Raw genomic sequence first — 18,739 nt, 5'->3', positions numbered from 1 at the left:
CATGGTTAAAAATCAAGAATATTTAAAAACCAAAGCTTCATATTGCTTAGACTTAGCAAAAAAACTTGGAGCAACAGATGCAAGTGTGACTGTTGGAAACTCAATTTCAGAAACTGTTAGTTTTAGAAATAAAGTTTTAGATGAGTCTAATAGATCAGATAGTTTAGCAATAAGTATTGAAACATATATTGGTAAAAAAAAATCATCAATATCATCATCAAATTTATTGGATGATAATTTAAAAACTTTAATTGAAAAATGTTATGAAACCACAAAGATGACACCAGAAGATGAATTCAATTCCTTGCCTGAAAAAGACTTATTGGCAAAAAACATTAAAGATTTAGATTTGTATGATCAGTCTCATATAGAGAATGATAAAAAAATAGATTATTTAAGAGAATTAGAAGAAACAGCTTCAATTGATGAAAAGATTATTAATACTGAGTCAGGCTTTACAGAAAATAAGTCAAATTTTATTTTAGCAAATAGTGATGGTTTTTGTAATGGGTACAAATCATCTTCATTCTCAGCATCTTGCGTAACTGTCGCAAAAGATGAAAATAGTATGGAAAGAGACTATGAATTCACAAGCAAATGTCATTTAAATGATATTGCCAATCCTTTGGAGCTTGGAAAAACAACAGCTGAACAAACTATAAAAAAATTAAGTCCAAAAAAAATTGGTAGTGATAAAATGAGTATTATTTTTGATAAAAGAATATCCAAAGGTTTTTTAAGCTCCTTTGCGGGTGCTATTTCAGCCTCATCAATTGCAAGAGGCACATCATTTTTAAAAGACAAAATAAAACAACAGGTATTTTCTAATTCGATTAATATTATTGATAAACCAGATTTAATTAAGGGTATGGGTTCACAGTGTTTTGACTCTGAAGGGGTAACGACAGAAAACTTAGAATTAGTTAAAAGTGGAATTCTTAATGATTATTTAATTGATACATATAATGGAAAAAAATTAAATCTAAAATCTAATGGTCGAAGTAGCGGATGTACTAATCTTTATTTTGAAAACGGGAAAATTAATTATGATGATTTACTAAAAAGTCATTCTAAGATTTTATACGTGACTGAGACAATAGGACATGGAACTAATTTAGTGACAGGAGATTTCTCTGTAGGAGCTACTGGCTTTCTAATTGAGGGTGGAGAATTTAAATATCCAGTAAATGAGATAACCATTGCTGGAAATTTTAATGAGATGTTTAAAAAAATTACTTTGGCAAATGATTTAGAATTTAAATATTCAGTAAACTCACCTACCATGATGATTGATGAAATGACCGTTGCAGGAAAATGAGCACTTATTGTGTGATTGGCTCTGGTATCTCAGGAGCAACAATTGCCAATCTTTTAAGCAAGAAACATTCAGTTGATTTATTTGACAAAGCAAGAGGGCCAGGAGGCAGAGCTTCATTTAAAAGATTAGATAAGTTGAAGGGTTTTGATCATGGAACACAATATATTTCTCCAAAAAACTCATCCTTTAAAAATTTTATTCAAAAGTTAATAAAAAAAAAAGTTTTAAAAACTTGGGGTGGAAAACATTTATTTCTAAATAAGATTAAGAGAGAAAATAAAAATCATTTAAAAATAATAGGCAAATTTGGCAATAACGATATCAGCAAGTATCTTCTCAAAGATATCAATTGTAATTTTAAAGCAGAGTTAAAAAAAATTGATTATAAAGAAAAAAAATGGGTCCTAACTTTTTCTGATGGAACTAAAAAAATTTATGAGAAATTAATTCTTACTTGTCCATTTGTTCAATTATCCAAACTATCAAAAAAATTTATAAAAAACTCATTCATTAAAAAAAAAATAAAAATGGATGCAAATATTACAGTGATGATAGTTACAAAAAAAATAAAAACAAATATTAGTAGTTACTTATTTGATGATAAGATTTTAGGGTGGGTTGCTAAAGAAAATACAAAAAAAAGATTTAAAAGTAGTAAGGATTTATGGACTCTACAAAGTACTTATAATTGGGCAAATAAAAAAATTAATAAAAATAGAGAAAATAAAGATTTAAATTCTAAAATTTTAATTGAACAGTTCTTTAAGTTGACAGGAATTAAAAAAACCAAAGTTTTATTTTCTCTTAATCATGGTTGGAAATATTCATCTAATTCAAAGCCTCTGAAAATAAAAAGTTTTTGGGACTCGTCAACTAATCTAGGTGTTTGTGCAGATTGGTTTGTAGGTCCAAGATTGGAAGCTGGATGGATAAGCGCCAATGATCTTTATAAAAAGATAGTAAAGTAAAGTTATTCAAATTTTTTAACTTTATATTCCCAATTACCTAATCTTGAGTAGGCAACTTTTAAAATTAATGCATTTTTCTTGTTAAACCAGACATCAAAATTAAGTCTTTTATCTTTTGGAATAGACATATCTTTTGAGGTCAATTTAAAGTGCTCTACATCATAAGTTTTTCCATATAGGTCTAATTTTTCTTTACCAATAAAAGTCACAACCTGCTCCTTAATACTGCCTGAAACAGGGCTAATTTGGCTATTTGCCTGCAGTATTTTATGGCTCCACCAATTTCCAACTACATTATCTGTTGATGCTTTTCCTGTATACGATGACCCTTGAATTTCAAATTCATTTGTTTGATCATAAAGTTTAAGATTTACAAACTTTTCTTTTTTATTCTGGCGTGTTTTTGACTCAAATGAAATTAATTTATCTTTTATATATTTTTCTTCACCAAAACCCTCAATTTCAAAAACGGTTGCACCAAATAATTTTACTGTAAATTTTATTTGGTTGGTAACTATTGTTTCATTCTTATTTCTTTTAAAAAAATAAAAATTATAACCTATCACTTCACCATCCTTTAAAATTTCCATTTCTATTTTGTTAAACTTATTATAGTGAGCCATATGAGCCATGCTGTTGAATGGGAATACAAAAAGAAATATAAGTAATAAAAACTTTTTCATTTGATATTAGTTTAATAGACTTTGATAATAAAAGAAGTATTTTATTAAATATGTTTCTACAAATTAAAAATATACCAAGAGTTTCCTGGAGTTCTGACAAACCATTAAATTTAAAACCAAAAATCTCTACTTTTTTTTTTCTTTGTTTTGGCTTGATTTTATTTGGTTTGGGAGAAGGGATGTTAATTGTCTCAGCATCTGGAGCATCACCATGGAGTGTGCTAGCACAAGGTATATTTTTAAATATTGGTTTTTCAATCGGTCTTATAACTATTTTTATTAGTATTGCAGTTTTATTACTTTGGCTTCCATTAAAACAAAAACCAGGAATTGGCACTATTTTAAATGCTTTAATTATTGGAGTAATGATAGATGTGTGCATTAGATATGTTCCAACTCCAGAAAATTATATATCCCAAATATTACTTGGAGCATTTGCAGTGTTGACTGTAGGAATAGGAGGAGGTATTTATTTAGTTGCAAATTTAGGGGCAGGCCCAAGAGATGGTTTGATGATTGGTCTTCAAAAAATAACAAATTTACCTATTGCTACTGTAAGAGGTTTGCTTGAAATTTCAGTAATGTCTATAGGTTGGTACTTGGGAGGTACTGTTGGAATTGGAACTTTATTGTTTGCTTTTGGGATAGGACCTTGTGTAGCTTTGGGGTTATTTTTAGTAAATAAATTATTTAACTAAGCAGCAGTCCCAGACTTTTCACTTCTTTTTCTATCATGGGGGTTAAGAATAGATTTTCTTAATCTTAGGGATTTTGGCGTAATTTCTAGAGCTTCATCAGTATTTAACATACTTAATTGTTCCGCGATTGACATTTGTCTTACAGGGGTTAGCACAACATTTTCATCTGTACCTTGAGTTCTCATGTTAGTTAATTGCTTACCTTTCATGACATTTATAATCATATCACCAGGTTTTGGAGTTAATCCAACAATCATTCCCTCATATACAGGGTCATTATGAGTAACAAACATTTCACCCCTTGCCTGTAAGTTAAATATTGCAAATGCTACAGCTTTTCCTGTGGACATTGAAATTAAAGCACCGTTTTTTCTACCATCCATTTCACCTTCAAACTTTCCGTATCCATGAAAAATTCTATTAATTACACCTGTTCCTTTTGTTAAGGTTAAGAATCTACTTGTGTAACCCATTAAGCCTCTAGTTGGTGCATGAAATACTAATCTTTTTTTATCTTTTCCAGTATCTTTTAAATCTAAAAGTTTACCTTTTCTTCTATTCATCGAGTCAATTATTTTTGAAGAATACTCTTCATCAAGGTCAACAGTAATTTCTTCAATAGGCTCAAGTTTATTACCATCTTCATCTTTTTGATATAATACTTTTGGAGGACTTACTGTCATCTCAAATCCTTCACGTCTCATTTGGGTAAGTAAAATTTCAAGCATTAATTCGCCTCGACCACTTATTACAAATGAATCTACATTTGCATTTTGAGAGAAAGTAATACCAACATTATTTTGTGCCTCAGAAACTAATCTGTCTCGAATTTGTGTGCTTGTTAATTTTTTGCCCTCAGTTCCAGCTAAAGGTGAACTATTAACACTAATCGTAATAGACATTGTGGGAGGATCTATTGGAGTTGCAGGAATTGGATCATTTAATTCTGGATCACAGATTGTATCTGCAACATTCGCTTTTTCTAAACCTGCAATTACAACAATATCTCCAGCTTCGCCTATTTCAATTGGAACTTTTTTAGTTCCTTCATATCTAAAAATTTTTGTAAGTTTACCTTCATCTACTTTTTCACCCTTAAGATTAATTGCTTTAATAGGCTGGTTAGCTTTTGCAGTTCCTTGAGATATTCTTCCAACAAGACTTCTTCCTAAAAAACTATCTGCATAAAGCAAAGTAGAGAGCATAGCAAAAGGTTTAGTTTTATCTAATTCTGCTGGTTGTACGTGTTCGATTATTAAATCTAATAGTGGGTGGAGATTTTCTCTTGGACCATCAACTTCTTTACTCGCCCATCCAGATCTTCCACTTGCATATAAAACAGGAAAATCTAATTGTTCTTCATTAGCATCTAAACTTACAAACAAATCAAAAGTTTCGTCTAATACTTCATTTGCTCTTTGATCTGCTTTATCTAATTTGTTAATTACAACGATTGGTTTTAATCCTTGTTTAAGTGCTTTTGCTAATACAAATTTTGTTTGAGGCATTACACCTTCTGCAGAGTCTATAAGTAATAACGCACCATCAGCCATACTAAGCACACGCTCAACTTCAGCTGCAAAGTCTCTGTGACCTGGTGTGTCTATTATATTTACTCTTGAGTTTTGCCAATTAATTGATGCAGGTTTAGCAAGAATTGTTATGCCTCTCTCTTTTTCTAATTCCCCTGAATCCATTAATCTTTCATCAACAACTTCATTATCTCTAAATGAACCACTTTGTTTCATTAAGTTATCAATCATGGTTGTCTTTCCATGGTCAACGTGTGCAATGATGGTGATGTTTCTGATATTATTGCTCATAAATTGTGGCTCTTATACATCAAATCCTTCATTTGAAAACTTAAAAAAAGACAGTATTTACTTGATTAAAAGTCTTTTACAAAAAATTCATTTCTTGTGATTGTTTTAAAAACATATAGATATCCCAGTAAAATTAGATGGACGTAGAATCAAAGTCTATACATCTAAATCATTAAATGGAAAATTTTAAATTACTTAAAATAGAAGATTCACTAAAAAATTCATTGCAACGAATGAGTTTTACAAAACCCACTCCTATTCAAGGAATGGCAATACCTGCTGCCTTAGAAGGAAAAGATATTTTAGGAACAGCACAAACAGGAACAGGAAAAACTTTAGCCTTTAGTATACCTCTAATTAATAAGTTGATTTTAGACAAGAATGCTTTTGCATTAGTTATGTGCCCAACTAGAGAATTAGCAACACAAGTAATGGAAGCAATCAAAAGTATTATAAGTGATAAAATAAGTATTAAATCAGCTTTGCTTATTGGTGGAGAATCAATGCAAAAACAATTGAGACAACTAGGTAACAGATCTAGAATAATAGTTGGAACTCCAGGAAGAATTAATGATCATTTAAAAAGAAAAAGCTTAAATTTATCAGCCACAAAGTATTTGGTTTTGGATGAGACTGACAGAATGCTCGATATGGGGTTTACCCCACAAATTGAAATGATTTTAAAATTTGTTCCAAAAGATCACCAAACATTATTATTTTCAGCAACTTTACCTCAAAATATTTTAAGAATTTCAGACAGATATTTAAACAAACCTGAAAGAATTTCTACAGGAGCTACATCGATTCCAATTGCAAAGATTAAACAAGAAACTCTTCAAGTTTTTAAAGAAAATAAATACGATGAATTAATTGATCAATTTTTAGCCAGAAAGGGTTCCATTTTAGTTTTTGTTAAAACTAAAAGAGGTGCTGATAAAATGGTTAAAAAACTAAAAGAAGAAGGACATTCAGCTGATGCAATTCATGGTGACCTTCGTCAAAGTAAAAGAGATCGTGTTATTAATTCTTTTAGAAAAGGACTAAAGAGAATTTTAATTGCAACAGATGTCGCAGCTAGAGGTTTAGATATTCCTCTAATTCAACATGTAATCAATTATGATCTACCACAAGTTCCAGAAGATTACATCCATAGAATTGGAAGAACTGCAAGAGCAGGATCTGAGGGATCTGCATTAACATTTTTAACACCCGATGATAGAATAATGTGGAATTCAATAAATAAATTAATTGATCCAAATTTCAAACCAGCACCTAGTGGCTTAAGAAGAGACTCAAAAAACAAAAGAAGAGGCAAGGGACCAAATAATAAAAAAAGAAAAGCTAGAGATGAAAAAAGATCTTTTGGAAAAGGTAGAAAAGATCGATCGTCAAATTTTAAAAGCAAATCAAAATCTTATAGTAAAGGTAGATCAGACAAACCATCAAGAGATGGAGAGAAAAAAAGTTTTGGTTTTAAAGGGAAATCAAGTTTTAGAGACAAACCATCAAGAGATGGAGAGAAAAAAAGTTTTGGTTTTAAAGGGAAATCAAGTTTTAGAGACAAACTATCAAGAGATGGAGAGAAAAAAAGTTTTGGTTTTAAAGGGAAATCAAGTTTTACAAAAAAAAATAACGCAAAACCATCTGGCTTTACAAATAATCCAAAATATTTTGGAAGAAAACCTTCGGAAAACACATCTTCAGACTCAGAGAAAAAAAGTTTTGGTTTTAAGGGAAAGAAAAAATTTAAGAGTAGAAATAGCAGACCTAAAAACTTTAGCTTTAAAAAACATAGTAAAAAAAGAGCTAAATCTTAAGATTTTTTAGTCTTTTCTTTTTTTTGTTTTCTCTTTTCCTTCAGACTTAATTTTGGTTTTTTACTAACGCTAGAGTCTTTGAATGATTTTCCACTGTATCTTTTTGACATCCTAAAATTATAGCATTTTATTAAAAAAAAAGGCCATCTAAAAAGATGGCCTTTAAATTTCTTTTTAGAAAAGAGCGGGATTACATTCTATTTAAGCAGTTCAACAATTATTGATTTACTTATGTTTTCTTAAAATTGTTCATCACTGTTCATCACTTTTAGTAATGAATTCAAAAGGAACTCAAAAGCAACTAACTAAATTTTAAACTTTTCTTTTGCTTAAAATTTTTATCTAAATTTTTATTTGCGAAATATCTTAAATAACCTTTTTTTAATTTTTTCCATTCTTTGTCAATAACGGAAAACCAAGCAGTATCTCTATTTCTTCCTTTAATTACTGCTGCTTGTCTAAACACACCTTCAAATTTAAATCCTAATCTTAAAGCAGCATTTTTGGATTTTGCATTCCCATTATTACATTTCCATTCATATCTTCTGTATTTAAGTGTCTCAAACACATTCTTCATCATTAAATACATCGTCTCAGTTGCTTCAACTGTTTTTCTTAAAATTGGAGAATAAGTTATATAACCAACTTCTATTGAGCCTACTTTTGGTTGTATTCTTAGATAAGATGCTAATCCACAATATTTTTTATGTCTTTTTGAGTAAATGGCGTAAAAAAAACAATCTGTACTTTTTAAATAGTGATTTAATTGTTTTAAATTTTTAAAGGGTCCATCTGGCATATATTTCCATAACAAACCTTTTTTATCTAAACTAAATGTTTCAAATAAATCTTTACCGTGTTTCGCTGGATTGACTGGTTCTAGGATTACAAATTTACCTTTTAGAAATTCTTTACCAGGTACATTTGGAATTATAAATTTTATTTTTTTTCCTAACATTTTGAATTTATATCTCAAAAACAAAAAACCCCCAGAAACTTTTTTCTGAGGGTTTCTAATTTGTTTAACTCTTGTACTTAGAGCGTTCTGGTCGGGGAACCGTATTACATTCCCATTCCACCCATACCACCCATGCCGCCCATTCCACCAGGCATACCAGCAGGCATTCCACCACCAGCATCTTTTTCCTCAGGTTTGTCAGCAATCATAGCTTCTGTAGTAACTAATAATCCAGAGATAGAAGCAGCATCTTGAAGAGCAGTTCTCACAACCTTAACTGGGTCAATGATACCTTTTGCAAACATATCGCAGTACTCTTCGCTTTGAGCATCATAACCATATGATGTTTTTTTCTGCTCTAACAATTTGCCAACTACTACTGAACCATCTACACCAGCATTTTTAGTAATTTGTCTTATAGGTGCTTCAAGTGCTTTTCTTACAAGTTCCACACCTGCTTTTTGATCATCACCTTTTACTTTAAGTTTTTCAAGATCTTGCGCAGCATATAGAAGAGCACAACCACCACCTGTTACAATACCTTCTTCAACAGCGGCTCTAGTTGCATTTAAAGCATCTTCAACTCTATCTTTTCTTTCTTTAACCTCAACTTCTGTTGCACCACCAACTTTGATAACTGCAACACCACCTGCTAATTTAGCAAGTCTTTCTTGAAGTTTTTCTCTATCGTAATCTGATGTTGTTTCATCAACTTGTTTTTTGATTGAGTCACATCTTGCAGCGATATCTGATTTTTTACCACTACCACTAACGATTGTACTGTTATCTTTATCAACTTTAATCTTTTTACAAGATCCAAGGTCTTCAAGTTTAACATTTTCAAGTTTAATTCCTAAGTCTTGAGAAATTACTTGGCCACCAGTTAGTATAGCGATATCTTCAAGCATAGCTTTTCTTCTATCACCAAATCCTGGAGCTTTAACAGCTACAACTTTTAGTCCACCTCTAAGTTTGTTTACAACTAAAGTAGCTAACGCTTCTCCTTCAACATCTTCAGAGATAATCATTAACGGTCTGCCTGATTGTACAACAGCTTCTAATAATGGAACCATTGGTTGTAAGTTAGTTAATTTACTTTCATGTAATAAGATGTAAGGATTATCTAACTCAGTCGTCATTTTATCACTATTAGTGATGAAGTATGGAGATAGATATCCTCTATCAAATTGCATACCCTCAACAACATCTAATTCAGTTTCAATTCCTTTAGCTTCTTCAACAGTAATAACACCTTCGTTACCAACTTTTTGCATTGCTTTAGCAATCATTGTTCCAATTTCTTTATCACCATTTGCAGAAATTGTTCCTACTTGAGCTATTTCATCACTATCTTTTACTTTTTTTGCTGAAGAAATTAAGTTTTCTTTTACATTTTCAACAGCTGCATCAATTCCTCTTTTAACATCCATTGGATTCATGCCAGCAGTTACATACTTAATACCTTCTTTTACAATTGCTTGAGCTAAAATAGTTGCAGTAGTTGTACCATCACCAGCTTCTTCATTAGTTTTGCTAGCAACTTCCTTAACCATCTGAGCACCCATGTTTTCAAATTTATCCTCAAGATCAATTTCTTTAGCAACAGAAACACCATCTTTAGTAATTCTTGGTGCACCATAAGATTTATCCATTACAACATTTCTGCCTTTTGGACCTAAAGTAACTTTAACGGTATCAGCTAAAATATTGACACCTCTCATCATTGCCGCTCTTGCTTCAGCGTCAAATTTAATTATTTTTGCCATTTTACTCTCTCCTTTAAATTAAATTATTTTCCTGAAATACCCATAATGTCTGACTCTTTCATTATGCTGTATTCTTTGCCATCAATTTTGACTTCAGTTCCTGACCACTTGCCAAATAAAACTTTGTCCCCAACTTTAACATCCATTGGAATTAATTTTCCATCTTCTGTTTTAGCTCCACCACCAACAGCAACAACTTTACCTTCTTGAGGTTTTTCTTGAGCTGTATCTGGGATGATTATTCCACCAGCAGTTTTTTCACTGCTGTCTAAAACTTCGATTAATACTCTGTCATGTAACGGTTTAAACTTCATAAATTCTCCTTATTAAATATGAGCTTCATATAGATACTGACTAAACTTTTTCAAGATAATTTGAGAAATAAGTTGTGAAAAATCTTAGGAAATTAAGGATTTTATGGTTTATACCTTAAAATATGACTAAAAATTTAGATTCTGAAGGTTTGCAGTCAATTGCTGAAAATTATGATCTCTTTTATATAGATCTATGGGGAGTAATTCATAATGGCATTAAACTTCATGAAGGTGCAATTTTTACCCTTAAAAAACTATTAGAGATTAATAAAAATTTTGTTTTATTAACGAACGCACCAAGACCCATCCAGCCGGTTAAAGAATTTTTAAAAAAAATGGGATTAGATGAGAAATTTAGAGATAAAGTATTTACTTCAGGTGAAGCAGCACTAAATTATCTTAAGAAATTTTATTCTTTAAAAAGATTTTATCATATTGGTCCACCTAGAGATTTTGATTTATTTAATGACTTTAGAAGCAATAAATCCAAAGAAATTGATAAATGCCAATATTTTTTATGCACAGGTTTGTTTGATGATTATGATCAAGATTTAAATTATTATAAAAATTTATTAGAAAACCACATTGACAAAAAGATGATTTGTACAAATCCTGATTTAATAGTTGATAAAGGAAATAGAAGAGAATTATGCGCTGGATCTGTTGCAATGGTATTTGAAAAAATGGGAGGAGAGATTGTTTATTTTGGTAAGCCTTATCCAGAAGTTTATAATCAATCAATAGACAATAAGGATAAAAAAATTTTATCAATTGGAGATAACCTTAATACTGATATTAAGGGAGCAAACCTTTTAAATTATGACTCATTATTAATTTCTAATGGAGTACATAAAAATGAAATAAGAGATAACGGAATAGAAAAAATATCAAAACAATATGAGTCAATTGTTAATTTTATGCAGTCAGATTTAATATGGTAAAATTATATAAAAATTTTGATATTAATAAAAATCATAAAGGATCAATAATTTTAATTGGTAACTTTGACGGCGTACATTTGGGTCATCTAAAATTGTTTAAATTAGCCCAAACATACAAGAAAGAATATAATTTAAAAATTGGTGTGATTAATTTTGATCCAATGCCAAAAATGTTTTTTAATAAAACTTTAAAAAATTTTAGACTATCAAGTGTAACTCAAAAATTTGATTTATTAAATAATCTTGGAGTTGATTTTATAGTAACTAAAAAATTTGATAAAACTTTTTCAAAAACAAAATCAATCAATTTTATAAAAAATATTTTATCAAAAAAATTAAAAGCAAGATTTATATTTGTTAGTAATAACTTCAGGTTTGGAAATAAAAGGGAAGGAGATGTAAAATTTTTAGTTCAAAATGAACATAAGTATAATTACCAAGTTATTAAACCAAAACCTTTTTTAGTTAATAAAAAGATAGTTTCATCCTCTTTAATTAGAAGCTATCTGGAAAAAGGTTTTTTAGAAAGAGCTAATAAATTATTAGATAGAAAATGGTCTATTAATGGGATGGTTCAAAAAGGTAGACAAATTGGAAAAAAAATTGGTTTTCCAACATGCAATATAGACATCAAAGATTATGTCCTAGCTAAACCAGGTGTGTATGCGGTAAGTGTTTTAAGGAAGAATAATTCCAAAACTCTTAAAGGAATAGCAAATCTTGGTTTTAGACCAACATTTAATCAAAAAAAAATCCTACTAGAGGTTCATTTGTTTAATTTTTCTGGAAATCTTTATAATAAGTACTTATCAGTTAAGTTTTTAAAATTTATAAGAAAAGAGAAAAAATTTAAAAATATTAACAAGTTGAGATCTCAAATTAAATTAGATTTAAAAATAGCAAAGAAAGCATAATGAGCAATTCACAAATTAATCTTCCAAAGACAGCTTTTTCTATGAAGGCTAATTTACCAGTAAGAGAGCCAGAAATCTTAAAATATTGGAAAAAAATTAATCTTTATCAGGAGCTTAGAAAATCTAGCAAAGGCAAAGAAAAGTTTGTCTTACATGATGGCCCTCCGTATGCAAATGGCAATATACATATGGGTACTGCTTTAAATAAAATTTTAAAAGACATTATAGTAAAATTTCATCAAATGGATGGAAAAGACTCGATATATGTTCCGGGATGGGATTGTCACGGTTTACCAATTGAGTGGAAAATAGAAGAGCAGTATAAAAAAAATAAAAAAAATAAAAATGAAGTTCCAATAGTTGAGTTTAGAAAGGAATGCAGATCATTTGCAGAAAAGTGGATTGAAGTTCACAAAGGACAATTTAAACGACTTGGCGTTATAGGTGACTGGGAAAATTATTACTCTACAATGAGTTATGATGCAGAAGCTCAAATTGTAAGAGAATTAGGAAAATTTCTAAAAGAAGGTAGTTTATATAGAGGATTTAAACCAGTCTTGTGGTCAACAGTTGAAAAAACTGCACTTGCAGATGCAGAAGTTGAATATCAAGATCATAAATCTGATACCATCTACACATCTTTTACTGTTAAATCATCTAACATCAAAGAGCTTGAGGGAAGTGAGATTGTTATTTGGACAACAACTCCATGGACAATACCTGCCAATAAAGCTTTAGCGTATAATGAGGCCCTTGATTATGTGTTGATACAATTAAATGATGATGGTGATTTTCAAAATCGAAAAATAGTTGTAGCAGAAGCTTTGTTGGACTCTGTCATTAAAGATTGTGAAATAAAAGATTTTAAAGAGATAAAAAAATTTAAAGGTAAAGATTTAAAAAATACAATCTGCAGTCACCCTTTTTTTGATTTGGGATATGAATTTGATATTCCAATGTTAGAAGCAAGATTTGTAACAACAGAGCAGGGAACAGGTATCGTTCATTGTGCACCAAGTCATGGACCTGATGATTTTAATTTATGTTTAAACCATGGAATTAAAGCTATTGAAACAGTGGATGGTGATGGAAAATATACTAAGAACGTCCATTTATTTGAAGGTAATCATATTTTTAAAGCCAATCCAATTATTATTGAAAAACTCAAAGAACAAAAAAAATTACTATCAAATGGTGAGCTGACACATTCTTATCCTCATTCATGGAGATCTAAGGCTCCATTGGTACATAGAGCAACGCCACAATGGTTTATATCAATGGAAAGTCATAAATTGAGAGAGACAGCTTTAAAAGCTCTTGATGTAACTACGTTTTATCCAAGCAAAGGAAAAGAAAGATTAAGATCTATGATTGAAACTAGACCTGACTGGTGTGTTTCAAGACAAAGAGTTTGGGGGGTTCCTCTTCCAATTTTTGTTAATAAGAAAACTAAAGAGATCTTAGTCGATGACGAAGTAAATGAAAATATAGCAAACATTTATGAAAAAGAAGGTTCTGATTGTTGGTTTTCAGACAATCCACAAAGATTTTTAGGTGAAAAATATAAGTCAGAAGATTATGAAAAGTTGAGTGATATTGTTGAAGTATGGTTTGATAGTGGATCTACTCACTCGTTTGTTTTAGAAAAAAGAGAAGATTTAAAATGGCCAGCATCGATGTATCTTGAAGGCTCTGATCAGCACAGAGGATGGTTTCATTCGTCACTTCTTGAGTCTTGTGGAACAAGAGGGAAAGCTCCATTCGAATCAATTTTATCACATGGTTTTGTTGTTGATGGAAAAGGACTAAAAATGTCAAAATCACTTGGAAATGTAATTGCCCCTGAAGATATTTTGAAAAAATATGGCGCTGATATTTTGAGAATTTGGGTAGCTTCATCTAACTATGCAGAGGATTTAAGAATTGATCATTCAATTCTAGATCAGCATGCGGACTCTTATAGAAAAATAAGAAATACATTTAGATATTTGCTTGGAAATCTTAATGATAATTTTGAAGAAATTGACCTGGAAAAAATAAATTTATCTGAACTGCCAGAATTGGAACAATTTATGCTTCATAAAATTTATTCTCTAAATGAAAATTTTAAAAATTATTTTAATAATTATGATTTTCATAATCTTTATAAAGAATTATTAAATTTTTGTACTGTAGATCTATCGGCATTTTATTTTGATATTCGAAAAGACTCTTTATACTGTGATTCCATAGATTCTAAAAAAAGACAATCCACAATTATATTATTAAATGTTATTCTTAACTCATTATTAAAATGGTTTGCACCAATTCTATCCTTTACTACAGAAGAGATATATAGGTTAATACTGAATGATAATAAAAGCATTCATTTAACAAAATTTTTAGAGTTTCCGATAAGTTTCAAAAATGAAAATTTAAATCAAAAATGGTTAGAGCTTATTAAAATTAGGAATGTTTGCAATATTAGTATTGAGGAAAAAAGAGCAACTAAAGAAATTGGATCAAGTTTAGAAGCAAGTTTAAAAATTAATTTAGATAAAAAACTAAATGACATTTCAAAAGATGTAGATTTTTCAGAACTTTGTATTACTTCAAGTGCAGAAGTTTCTTATTTAGAAAATTCTGAGACAAAAGTTCAAACTATGAAGGCAGAAGGTTTAAAATGTCAAGTATGCTGGAAAATTACCAAAGAGGCATGTTCAAGAAAAACTTGTCCAAAACATTCTGAATGATATTTAAATTTTTAAGTAAAAATTTTTATATTAGTTTTTCAATAATAACTTTAATTTATTTTTTAGATCGACTAACAAAAATATTCGTCATTCAATTAGATAAAAATAATCTTGGATCAGATATCTTTAATTCTTCTTATTTAAACATTGTGTTAATTTGGAATAAAGGGATTGCGTTTGGCTTATTCTCTTTTAATGAAGCATATCTATACAATATTTTAAGTTTATTAATTTCAATAATAGTTGTCATACTGGTTATAATGTCACTAAAAAATCAGGGTTTTAAGAGATATTCGTTACTAATGATTGTTGGTGGTGCATTAGGTAACTTACATGATAGGATTTTTTATAATGCTGTGCCAGATTTTATAGACTTTCATGTTGGAAATTTTCATTGGTTTATTTTTAATGTATCAGATATATTTATAACATTAGGCGTGATTAGCATGATTGTTTTAGAGCTAGCAAACAATGAGACAGAAAAATAATGATAAAGAATAATAAATTTTCTATTTTACTAATTATAAGTACTATTTTGCTTTCAAATTGTGGTTCTGTTCAAAAAGCATTTGATCCACAGAATAAAAATACATCTGAAGAATTCTTAGTTGAAAAAAAATCTCCTCTTTCAATGCCACCAAGCTTTGAAGAATTGCCAATACCATCAAATCAAAAAATAGATAAAGAAAATCAAACAAATAATATTGAATCTTTAATTACCGAAAATAATAATGATATTGAAAAATTAGAAAACATTGAGTCTGATAAAAATTTTGAACAGTCAATACTGGATAAAATCAAAAATAATTAATGTTTACTAAAAATATAAGTTTTAAAAATTTTTTAATAAAAAAAAAAATTTAACAATTAAAAAAAACTTAAATTTAATTTTAAGCGAAAAAAATCAAGTAATTCATTCACTTTCAAAATTTTATAAAGATAGTTTTAATAAAAAAAATATTAAAAATTTTAATAAAAAATTAGATTACAGAATTATAGGAATGGGGGGATCCACGCTTGGAGCTCAAGCAATTTATGATTTTTTAAAGAAAAAAATAAAAAAAAAATTTATATTTGTTGATAATTTAAATGCTTTTGAAAATAAAAAAGGAAAAAAAAATCTTAATAATTTGATTATATCTAAATCAGGAAACACAATTGAAACTATAGTAAATGCAAATATTTTAGTTAGGAAAAAAGACAAAAATTTATTTATAACAGAAAAAAAAGAAAGCTATTTAAGTTTACTCGCACAAAAATTAAAAGCAGACATTGTTGATCATAATAATTATATAGGAGGAAGGTATTCTGTTTTATCCGAGGTTGGAATGTTACCGGCAGAATTAATGGGATTAAATTATAAAAACTTCAGGCAATTAAATAATTTAGTAAAAAATAAATATTTTATGAGAGCATTAGTTTCAAATGTAGAAGCTACAATTTATTTTCTGAGAGCAAAAAAATTTAATTCTGTTGTTATTAATTACGATGAACAATCAACTAATTTATTTAATTGGTATCAACAATTAGTAGCTGAAAGTCTTGGAAAAGAAAATAATGGCATACTTCCTATTATTTCAGTTATGCCAAAAGATAATCATAGTGTGATGCAATTATACCTTGATGGTTTTAAGAATAATTTTTTTACTCTTTTTTATTCACAAGAAAAAAACTCTTCAAAAATAAATAATGATTCAGTTTTGTTGGAGCAAAAGTTTTTAAAAAACAAGGATATTAACCAAATTATGTTTGCCCAAAAAAAAGCTACAGAAATTGTTTTTAAAAATAAAAATATTCCCTTTAGAAGTTTTGAAATAAAAAAAAGAGATGAAAAAACACTAGGTGAACTTTTTTGTTTTTTTATCCTTGAAACAATATTGATTGGTAAAGCTTTAAAGATTAACCCATATGATCAGCCAGCAGTAGAACTTATTAAAAAAGAAACTAAGAAAATTCTACTCTAAAAGTAAGATCCAAATATAATTTTTGAAATTCCATATTTTTTTTGATCAATTAAATAAAAATCTTCTGGAAATATATCAATTTCTTTTTTATGCCTATGGATAATAATTATACCATTATCTTTAAGAGTATTGTTTTTAATTATTTTATTTAGAATATCTTCTAAGGCTCGTTCTTTATAAGGAGGATCTAAAAAAATAACATCATATCTTGATTTTAAACTTTTAAATTCAAATTTATTTAAAATATCTGCATCAATAATTTCATAATTAATTTTTGACTTTAAATTATCTAAATTCTTTTTGAGAATAGGCAAAACTTCTTCATACTTTTCTATAAATGTCACATGACTCGCACCTTGGGAAAGACATTCTATACCAAAAGAACCTACTCCAGAAAATAAATCTAAAACGTGAGCTTTTTTAATATCTATTGAAAACTTATTTGAATGATTGATGATGTTGAATATAGATTCTTTTGTAAGATCTTTTAAAGGCCTTGTTTCTTTATCTTTAGGTTCAAGTAGTTTTTTTCCCTTAAATTTACCGCTAATGATTCTCATTAATCAATTACTTTAAAACCAATATCTCTTCTATAAAATCCACCATTCCAATCTAATTTTTTTAGACATTGATGTACTTCATTTCTTGCTTTTAAAAAATCATCTGAGAGTGAGATAAAATTTAGCACACGACCGCCAGTAGCATATATTTTATTATCTCCTCTTTTAGTCCCAGCATGAAATACGAAGTTGTCTTTATCTAAATTAAAATTTTCAAGATTATTTATTAAAACATTTTTTTTGTAGGCATCTGGATATCCTTTAGAGCATAAAACAACGCATAAGCTTTTTTTATTAACCCAATGAATATCTTTTTGTGCAAGTTTTCTTTCACAACAAGCTTCAAGTATTTCTACTAAATCAGTTTTTAACTTCGGAAGAATAGTTTGACATTCAGGATCTCCCATTCTGACATTGTATTCAATCAAATAGGGTTCGTTTTCAACTATCATTAAACCAGCATATAAAAAACCTTTATATTCAGTCCCAAGATCTGAAAGCCCTTTAAGAGTAGGTTTAATAATCTTACTTAAAATTTTATCTTCTAAATCATTGTTTATTAGTCTTGAAGGTGAATAGGCTCCCATCCCACCAGTATTTTTTCCATTATCTCCTTCAAGAGCCCGTTTATGATCTTGGGCAGTTTCGAATGCTTTAAAAGTGCTTCCATCACTAATTATAAAATAGCTCATTTCTTCCCCTTTAAGAAATTCCTCTATAAGCACATTTTTAGCTTTGCCAAATTTTCCATCAAATATTTCTTCAACGGCCATGAAACTTTCTTGTTCATTATTACAAATATAAACACCTTTGCCTGCCGCAAGGTTATCTGCTTTTATTACATTTGGATATTTTGTATGTTTTAAAAATTTTTTTGCATCAATTCTATTTTCAAAAATACCAAAGTTGGCGGTTGGAATATTGTATTGCTGACAAAGCTTTTTTGTGAAAATTTTAGAACCTTCGAGTTGAGAAGCAATTTTATTTGGACCAAATACTTTTATGTTCAGCTTTTCTAAATAATCAACGATTCCATTTACCAAAGGTTGTTCTGGACCTACAACAACTAAATCTACTGAGTTGTCATTTATAAATTTGTATATTTTATCAAATTCATTAATATCTAGCTCAACGTTAGTTGTAATTTGTGAAGTTCCAGCGTTCCCAGGAATACAAAAAATTTCTTTTACATTAGGAGATTTAGATATTGTAGCTGCAAAAGCGTGCTCTCTACCACCACTACCTATAATTGCAATTTTCATAATAATATTTATATATCTTAT

17 protein-coding genes are annotated in these 18,739 nt (G+C 29.0%); 10 read left to right on the top strand and 7 right to left on the bottom strand.

Translation table 11 applies throughout. From position 1 onward, the window contains the following. Position 1: 1 nt before the first annotated feature. Both ACIJYA_RS06090 and ACIJYA_RS06085 read left to right on the top strand, forming a co-directional pair. Complete coding sequence (locus ACIJYA_RS06090) at positions 2-1,318, top strand: TldD/PmbA family protein (protein ID WP_435088040.1); 1,317 nt, start codon at positions 2-4, stop codon at positions 1,316-1,318. Further along, positions 1,315-2,286: an NAD(P)-binding protein gene (locus tag ACIJYA_RS06085; protein ID WP_435088038.1), complete on the top strand. Its 972-nt coding sequence runs from the start codon at positions 1,315-1,317 to the stop codon at positions 2,284-2,286. The genes ACIJYA_RS06090 and ACIJYA_RS06085 overlap by 4 nt, the downstream gene beginning before the upstream one ends. A gap of 2 nt (positions 2,287-2,288) precedes the next feature. Here ACIJYA_RS06085 and ACIJYA_RS06080 read toward each other — a convergent pair whose 3' ends face one another. Next, positions 2,289-2,969, bottom strand: coding sequence for a DUF6134 family protein (locus ACIJYA_RS06080; protein WP_435088036.1), 681 nt, complete (start codon positions 2,967-2,969; stop codon positions 2,289-2,291). Positions 2,970-3,019: 50 nt separating this feature from the next. Between ACIJYA_RS06080 and ACIJYA_RS06075 the strand changes: the two genes are divergently transcribed. Further along, positions 3,020-3,667 carry a YczE/YyaS/YitT family protein gene (locus ACIJYA_RS06075; protein WP_435088034.1) on the top strand — a complete coding sequence of 216 codons (648 nt, stop codon included), beginning with the start codon at positions 3,020-3,022 and terminating at the stop codon, positions 3,665-3,667. Here ACIJYA_RS06075 and typA read toward each other — a convergent pair. Continuing rightward, positions 3,664-5,490 (bottom strand): translational GTPase TypA, encoded by a 1,827-nt coding sequence (typA, locus tag ACIJYA_RS06070; protein ID WP_435088033.1) that lies wholly within the window; start codon positions 5,488-5,490, stop codon positions 3,664-3,666. The two genes, ACIJYA_RS06075 and typA, sit on opposite strands and share 4 nt — an antisense overlap. 176 nt (positions 5,491-5,666) lie before the next feature. Between typA and ACIJYA_RS06065 the strand changes: the two genes are divergently transcribed. Next, entirely contained in the window at positions 5,667-7,307 is a 1,641-nt protein-coding gene (locus ACIJYA_RS06065; protein WP_435088032.1) for a DEAD/DEAH box helicase, read from the top strand. A gap of 301 nt (positions 7,308-7,608) precedes the next feature. Here the strand turns inward: ACIJYA_RS06065 and ACIJYA_RS06060 are convergent, their stop codons facing one another. The 3 genes from ACIJYA_RS06060 to groES form a co-directional block, all read right to left on the bottom strand. Then, entirely contained in the window at positions 7,609-8,265 is a 657-nt protein-coding gene (locus tag ACIJYA_RS06060) for a GNAT family N-acetyltransferase (RefSeq protein WP_435088031.1), read from the bottom strand. A 104-nt stretch (positions 8,266-8,369) separates the two neighbouring features. Then, positions 8,370-10,031 (bottom strand): chaperonin GroEL, encoded by a 1,662-nt coding sequence (gene groL, locus ACIJYA_RS06055; RefSeq protein WP_435088029.1) that lies wholly within the window; start codon positions 10,029-10,031, stop codon positions 8,370-8,372. 23 nt (positions 10,032-10,054) lie between these two features. Further along, positions 10,055-10,345: a co-chaperone GroES gene (groES, locus tag ACIJYA_RS06050; RefSeq protein WP_008546060.1), complete on the bottom strand. Its 291-nt coding sequence runs from the start codon at positions 10,343-10,345 to the stop codon at positions 10,055-10,057. A gap of 122 nt (positions 10,346-10,467) precedes the next feature. Between groES and ACIJYA_RS06045 the strand changes: the two genes are divergently transcribed. The 6 genes from ACIJYA_RS06045 to ACIJYA_RS06020 all read left to right on the top strand — a co-directional run bounded on the left by ACIJYA_RS06045 (position 10,468) and on the right by ACIJYA_RS06020 (position 16,896). After that, positions 10,468-11,286 (top strand): TIGR01459 family HAD-type hydrolase, encoded by an 819-nt coding sequence (locus tag ACIJYA_RS06045; protein ID WP_435088028.1) that lies wholly within the window; start codon positions 10,468-10,470, stop codon positions 11,284-11,286. Beyond that, the gene (locus tag ACIJYA_RS06040) at positions 11,280-12,200 is read left to right on the top strand and encodes a bifunctional riboflavin kinase/FAD synthetase (RefSeq protein WP_435088026.1); all 921 of its coding nucleotides are present in this window, start codon (positions 11,280-11,282) and stop codon (positions 12,198-12,200) included. The genes ACIJYA_RS06045 and ACIJYA_RS06040 overlap by 7 nt, the downstream gene beginning before the upstream one ends. Further along, the gene (gene ileS, locus ACIJYA_RS06035) at positions 12,200-14,932 is read left to right on the top strand and encodes an isoleucine--tRNA ligase (protein ID WP_435088025.1); all 2,733 of its coding nucleotides are present in this window, start codon (positions 12,200-12,202) and stop codon (positions 14,930-14,932) included. The genes ACIJYA_RS06040 and ileS overlap by 1 nt, the downstream gene beginning before the upstream one ends. Further along, positions 14,929-15,420, top strand: coding sequence for a signal peptidase II (lspA, locus tag ACIJYA_RS06030; RefSeq protein WP_435088023.1), 492 nt, complete (start codon positions 14,929-14,931; stop codon positions 15,418-15,420). The genes ileS and lspA overlap by 4 nt, the downstream gene beginning before the upstream one ends. Continuing rightward, complete coding sequence (locus ACIJYA_RS06025) at positions 15,420-15,743, top strand: DUF3035 domain-containing protein (RefSeq protein ID WP_435088022.1); 324 nt, start codon at positions 15,420-15,422, stop codon at positions 15,741-15,743. Before lspA ends, ACIJYA_RS06025 begins: the two co-directional genes overlap by 1 nt. Positions 15,744-15,933: 190 nt before the next feature. Next, a complete protein-coding gene (locus tag ACIJYA_RS06020; protein ID WP_435088021.1) occupies positions 15,934-16,896 on the top strand; it encodes a glucose-6-phosphate isomerase in 963 nt (320 codons plus the stop codon). Here ACIJYA_RS06020 and rsmD read toward each other — a convergent pair. Beyond that, a complete protein-coding gene (gene rsmD / locus ACIJYA_RS06015; protein WP_435088020.1) occupies positions 16,893-17,456 on the bottom strand; it encodes a 16S rRNA (guanine(966)-N(2))-methyltransferase RsmD in 564 nt (187 codons plus the stop codon). The genes ACIJYA_RS06020 and rsmD overlap by 4 nt on opposite strands. Beyond that, on the bottom strand, positions 17,456-18,718 hold the full coding sequence (gene purD / locus ACIJYA_RS06010) for a phosphoribosylamine--glycine ligase (protein ID WP_435088018.1): 1,263 nt from the start codon (positions 18,716-18,718) through the stop codon (positions 17,456-17,458). Before purD ends, rsmD begins: the two co-directional genes overlap by 1 nt. Positions 18,719-18,739 lie beyond the last annotated feature (21 nt).

Source organism: Candidatus Pelagibacter bacterium nBUS_29 (genome assembly GCF_051200905.1).
Classification (GTDB): Bacteria; Pseudomonadota; Alphaproteobacteria; order Pelagibacterales; family Pelagibacteraceae; genus Pelagibacter.
This window is presented reverse-complemented; position numbering and strand designations above follow the sequence as displayed.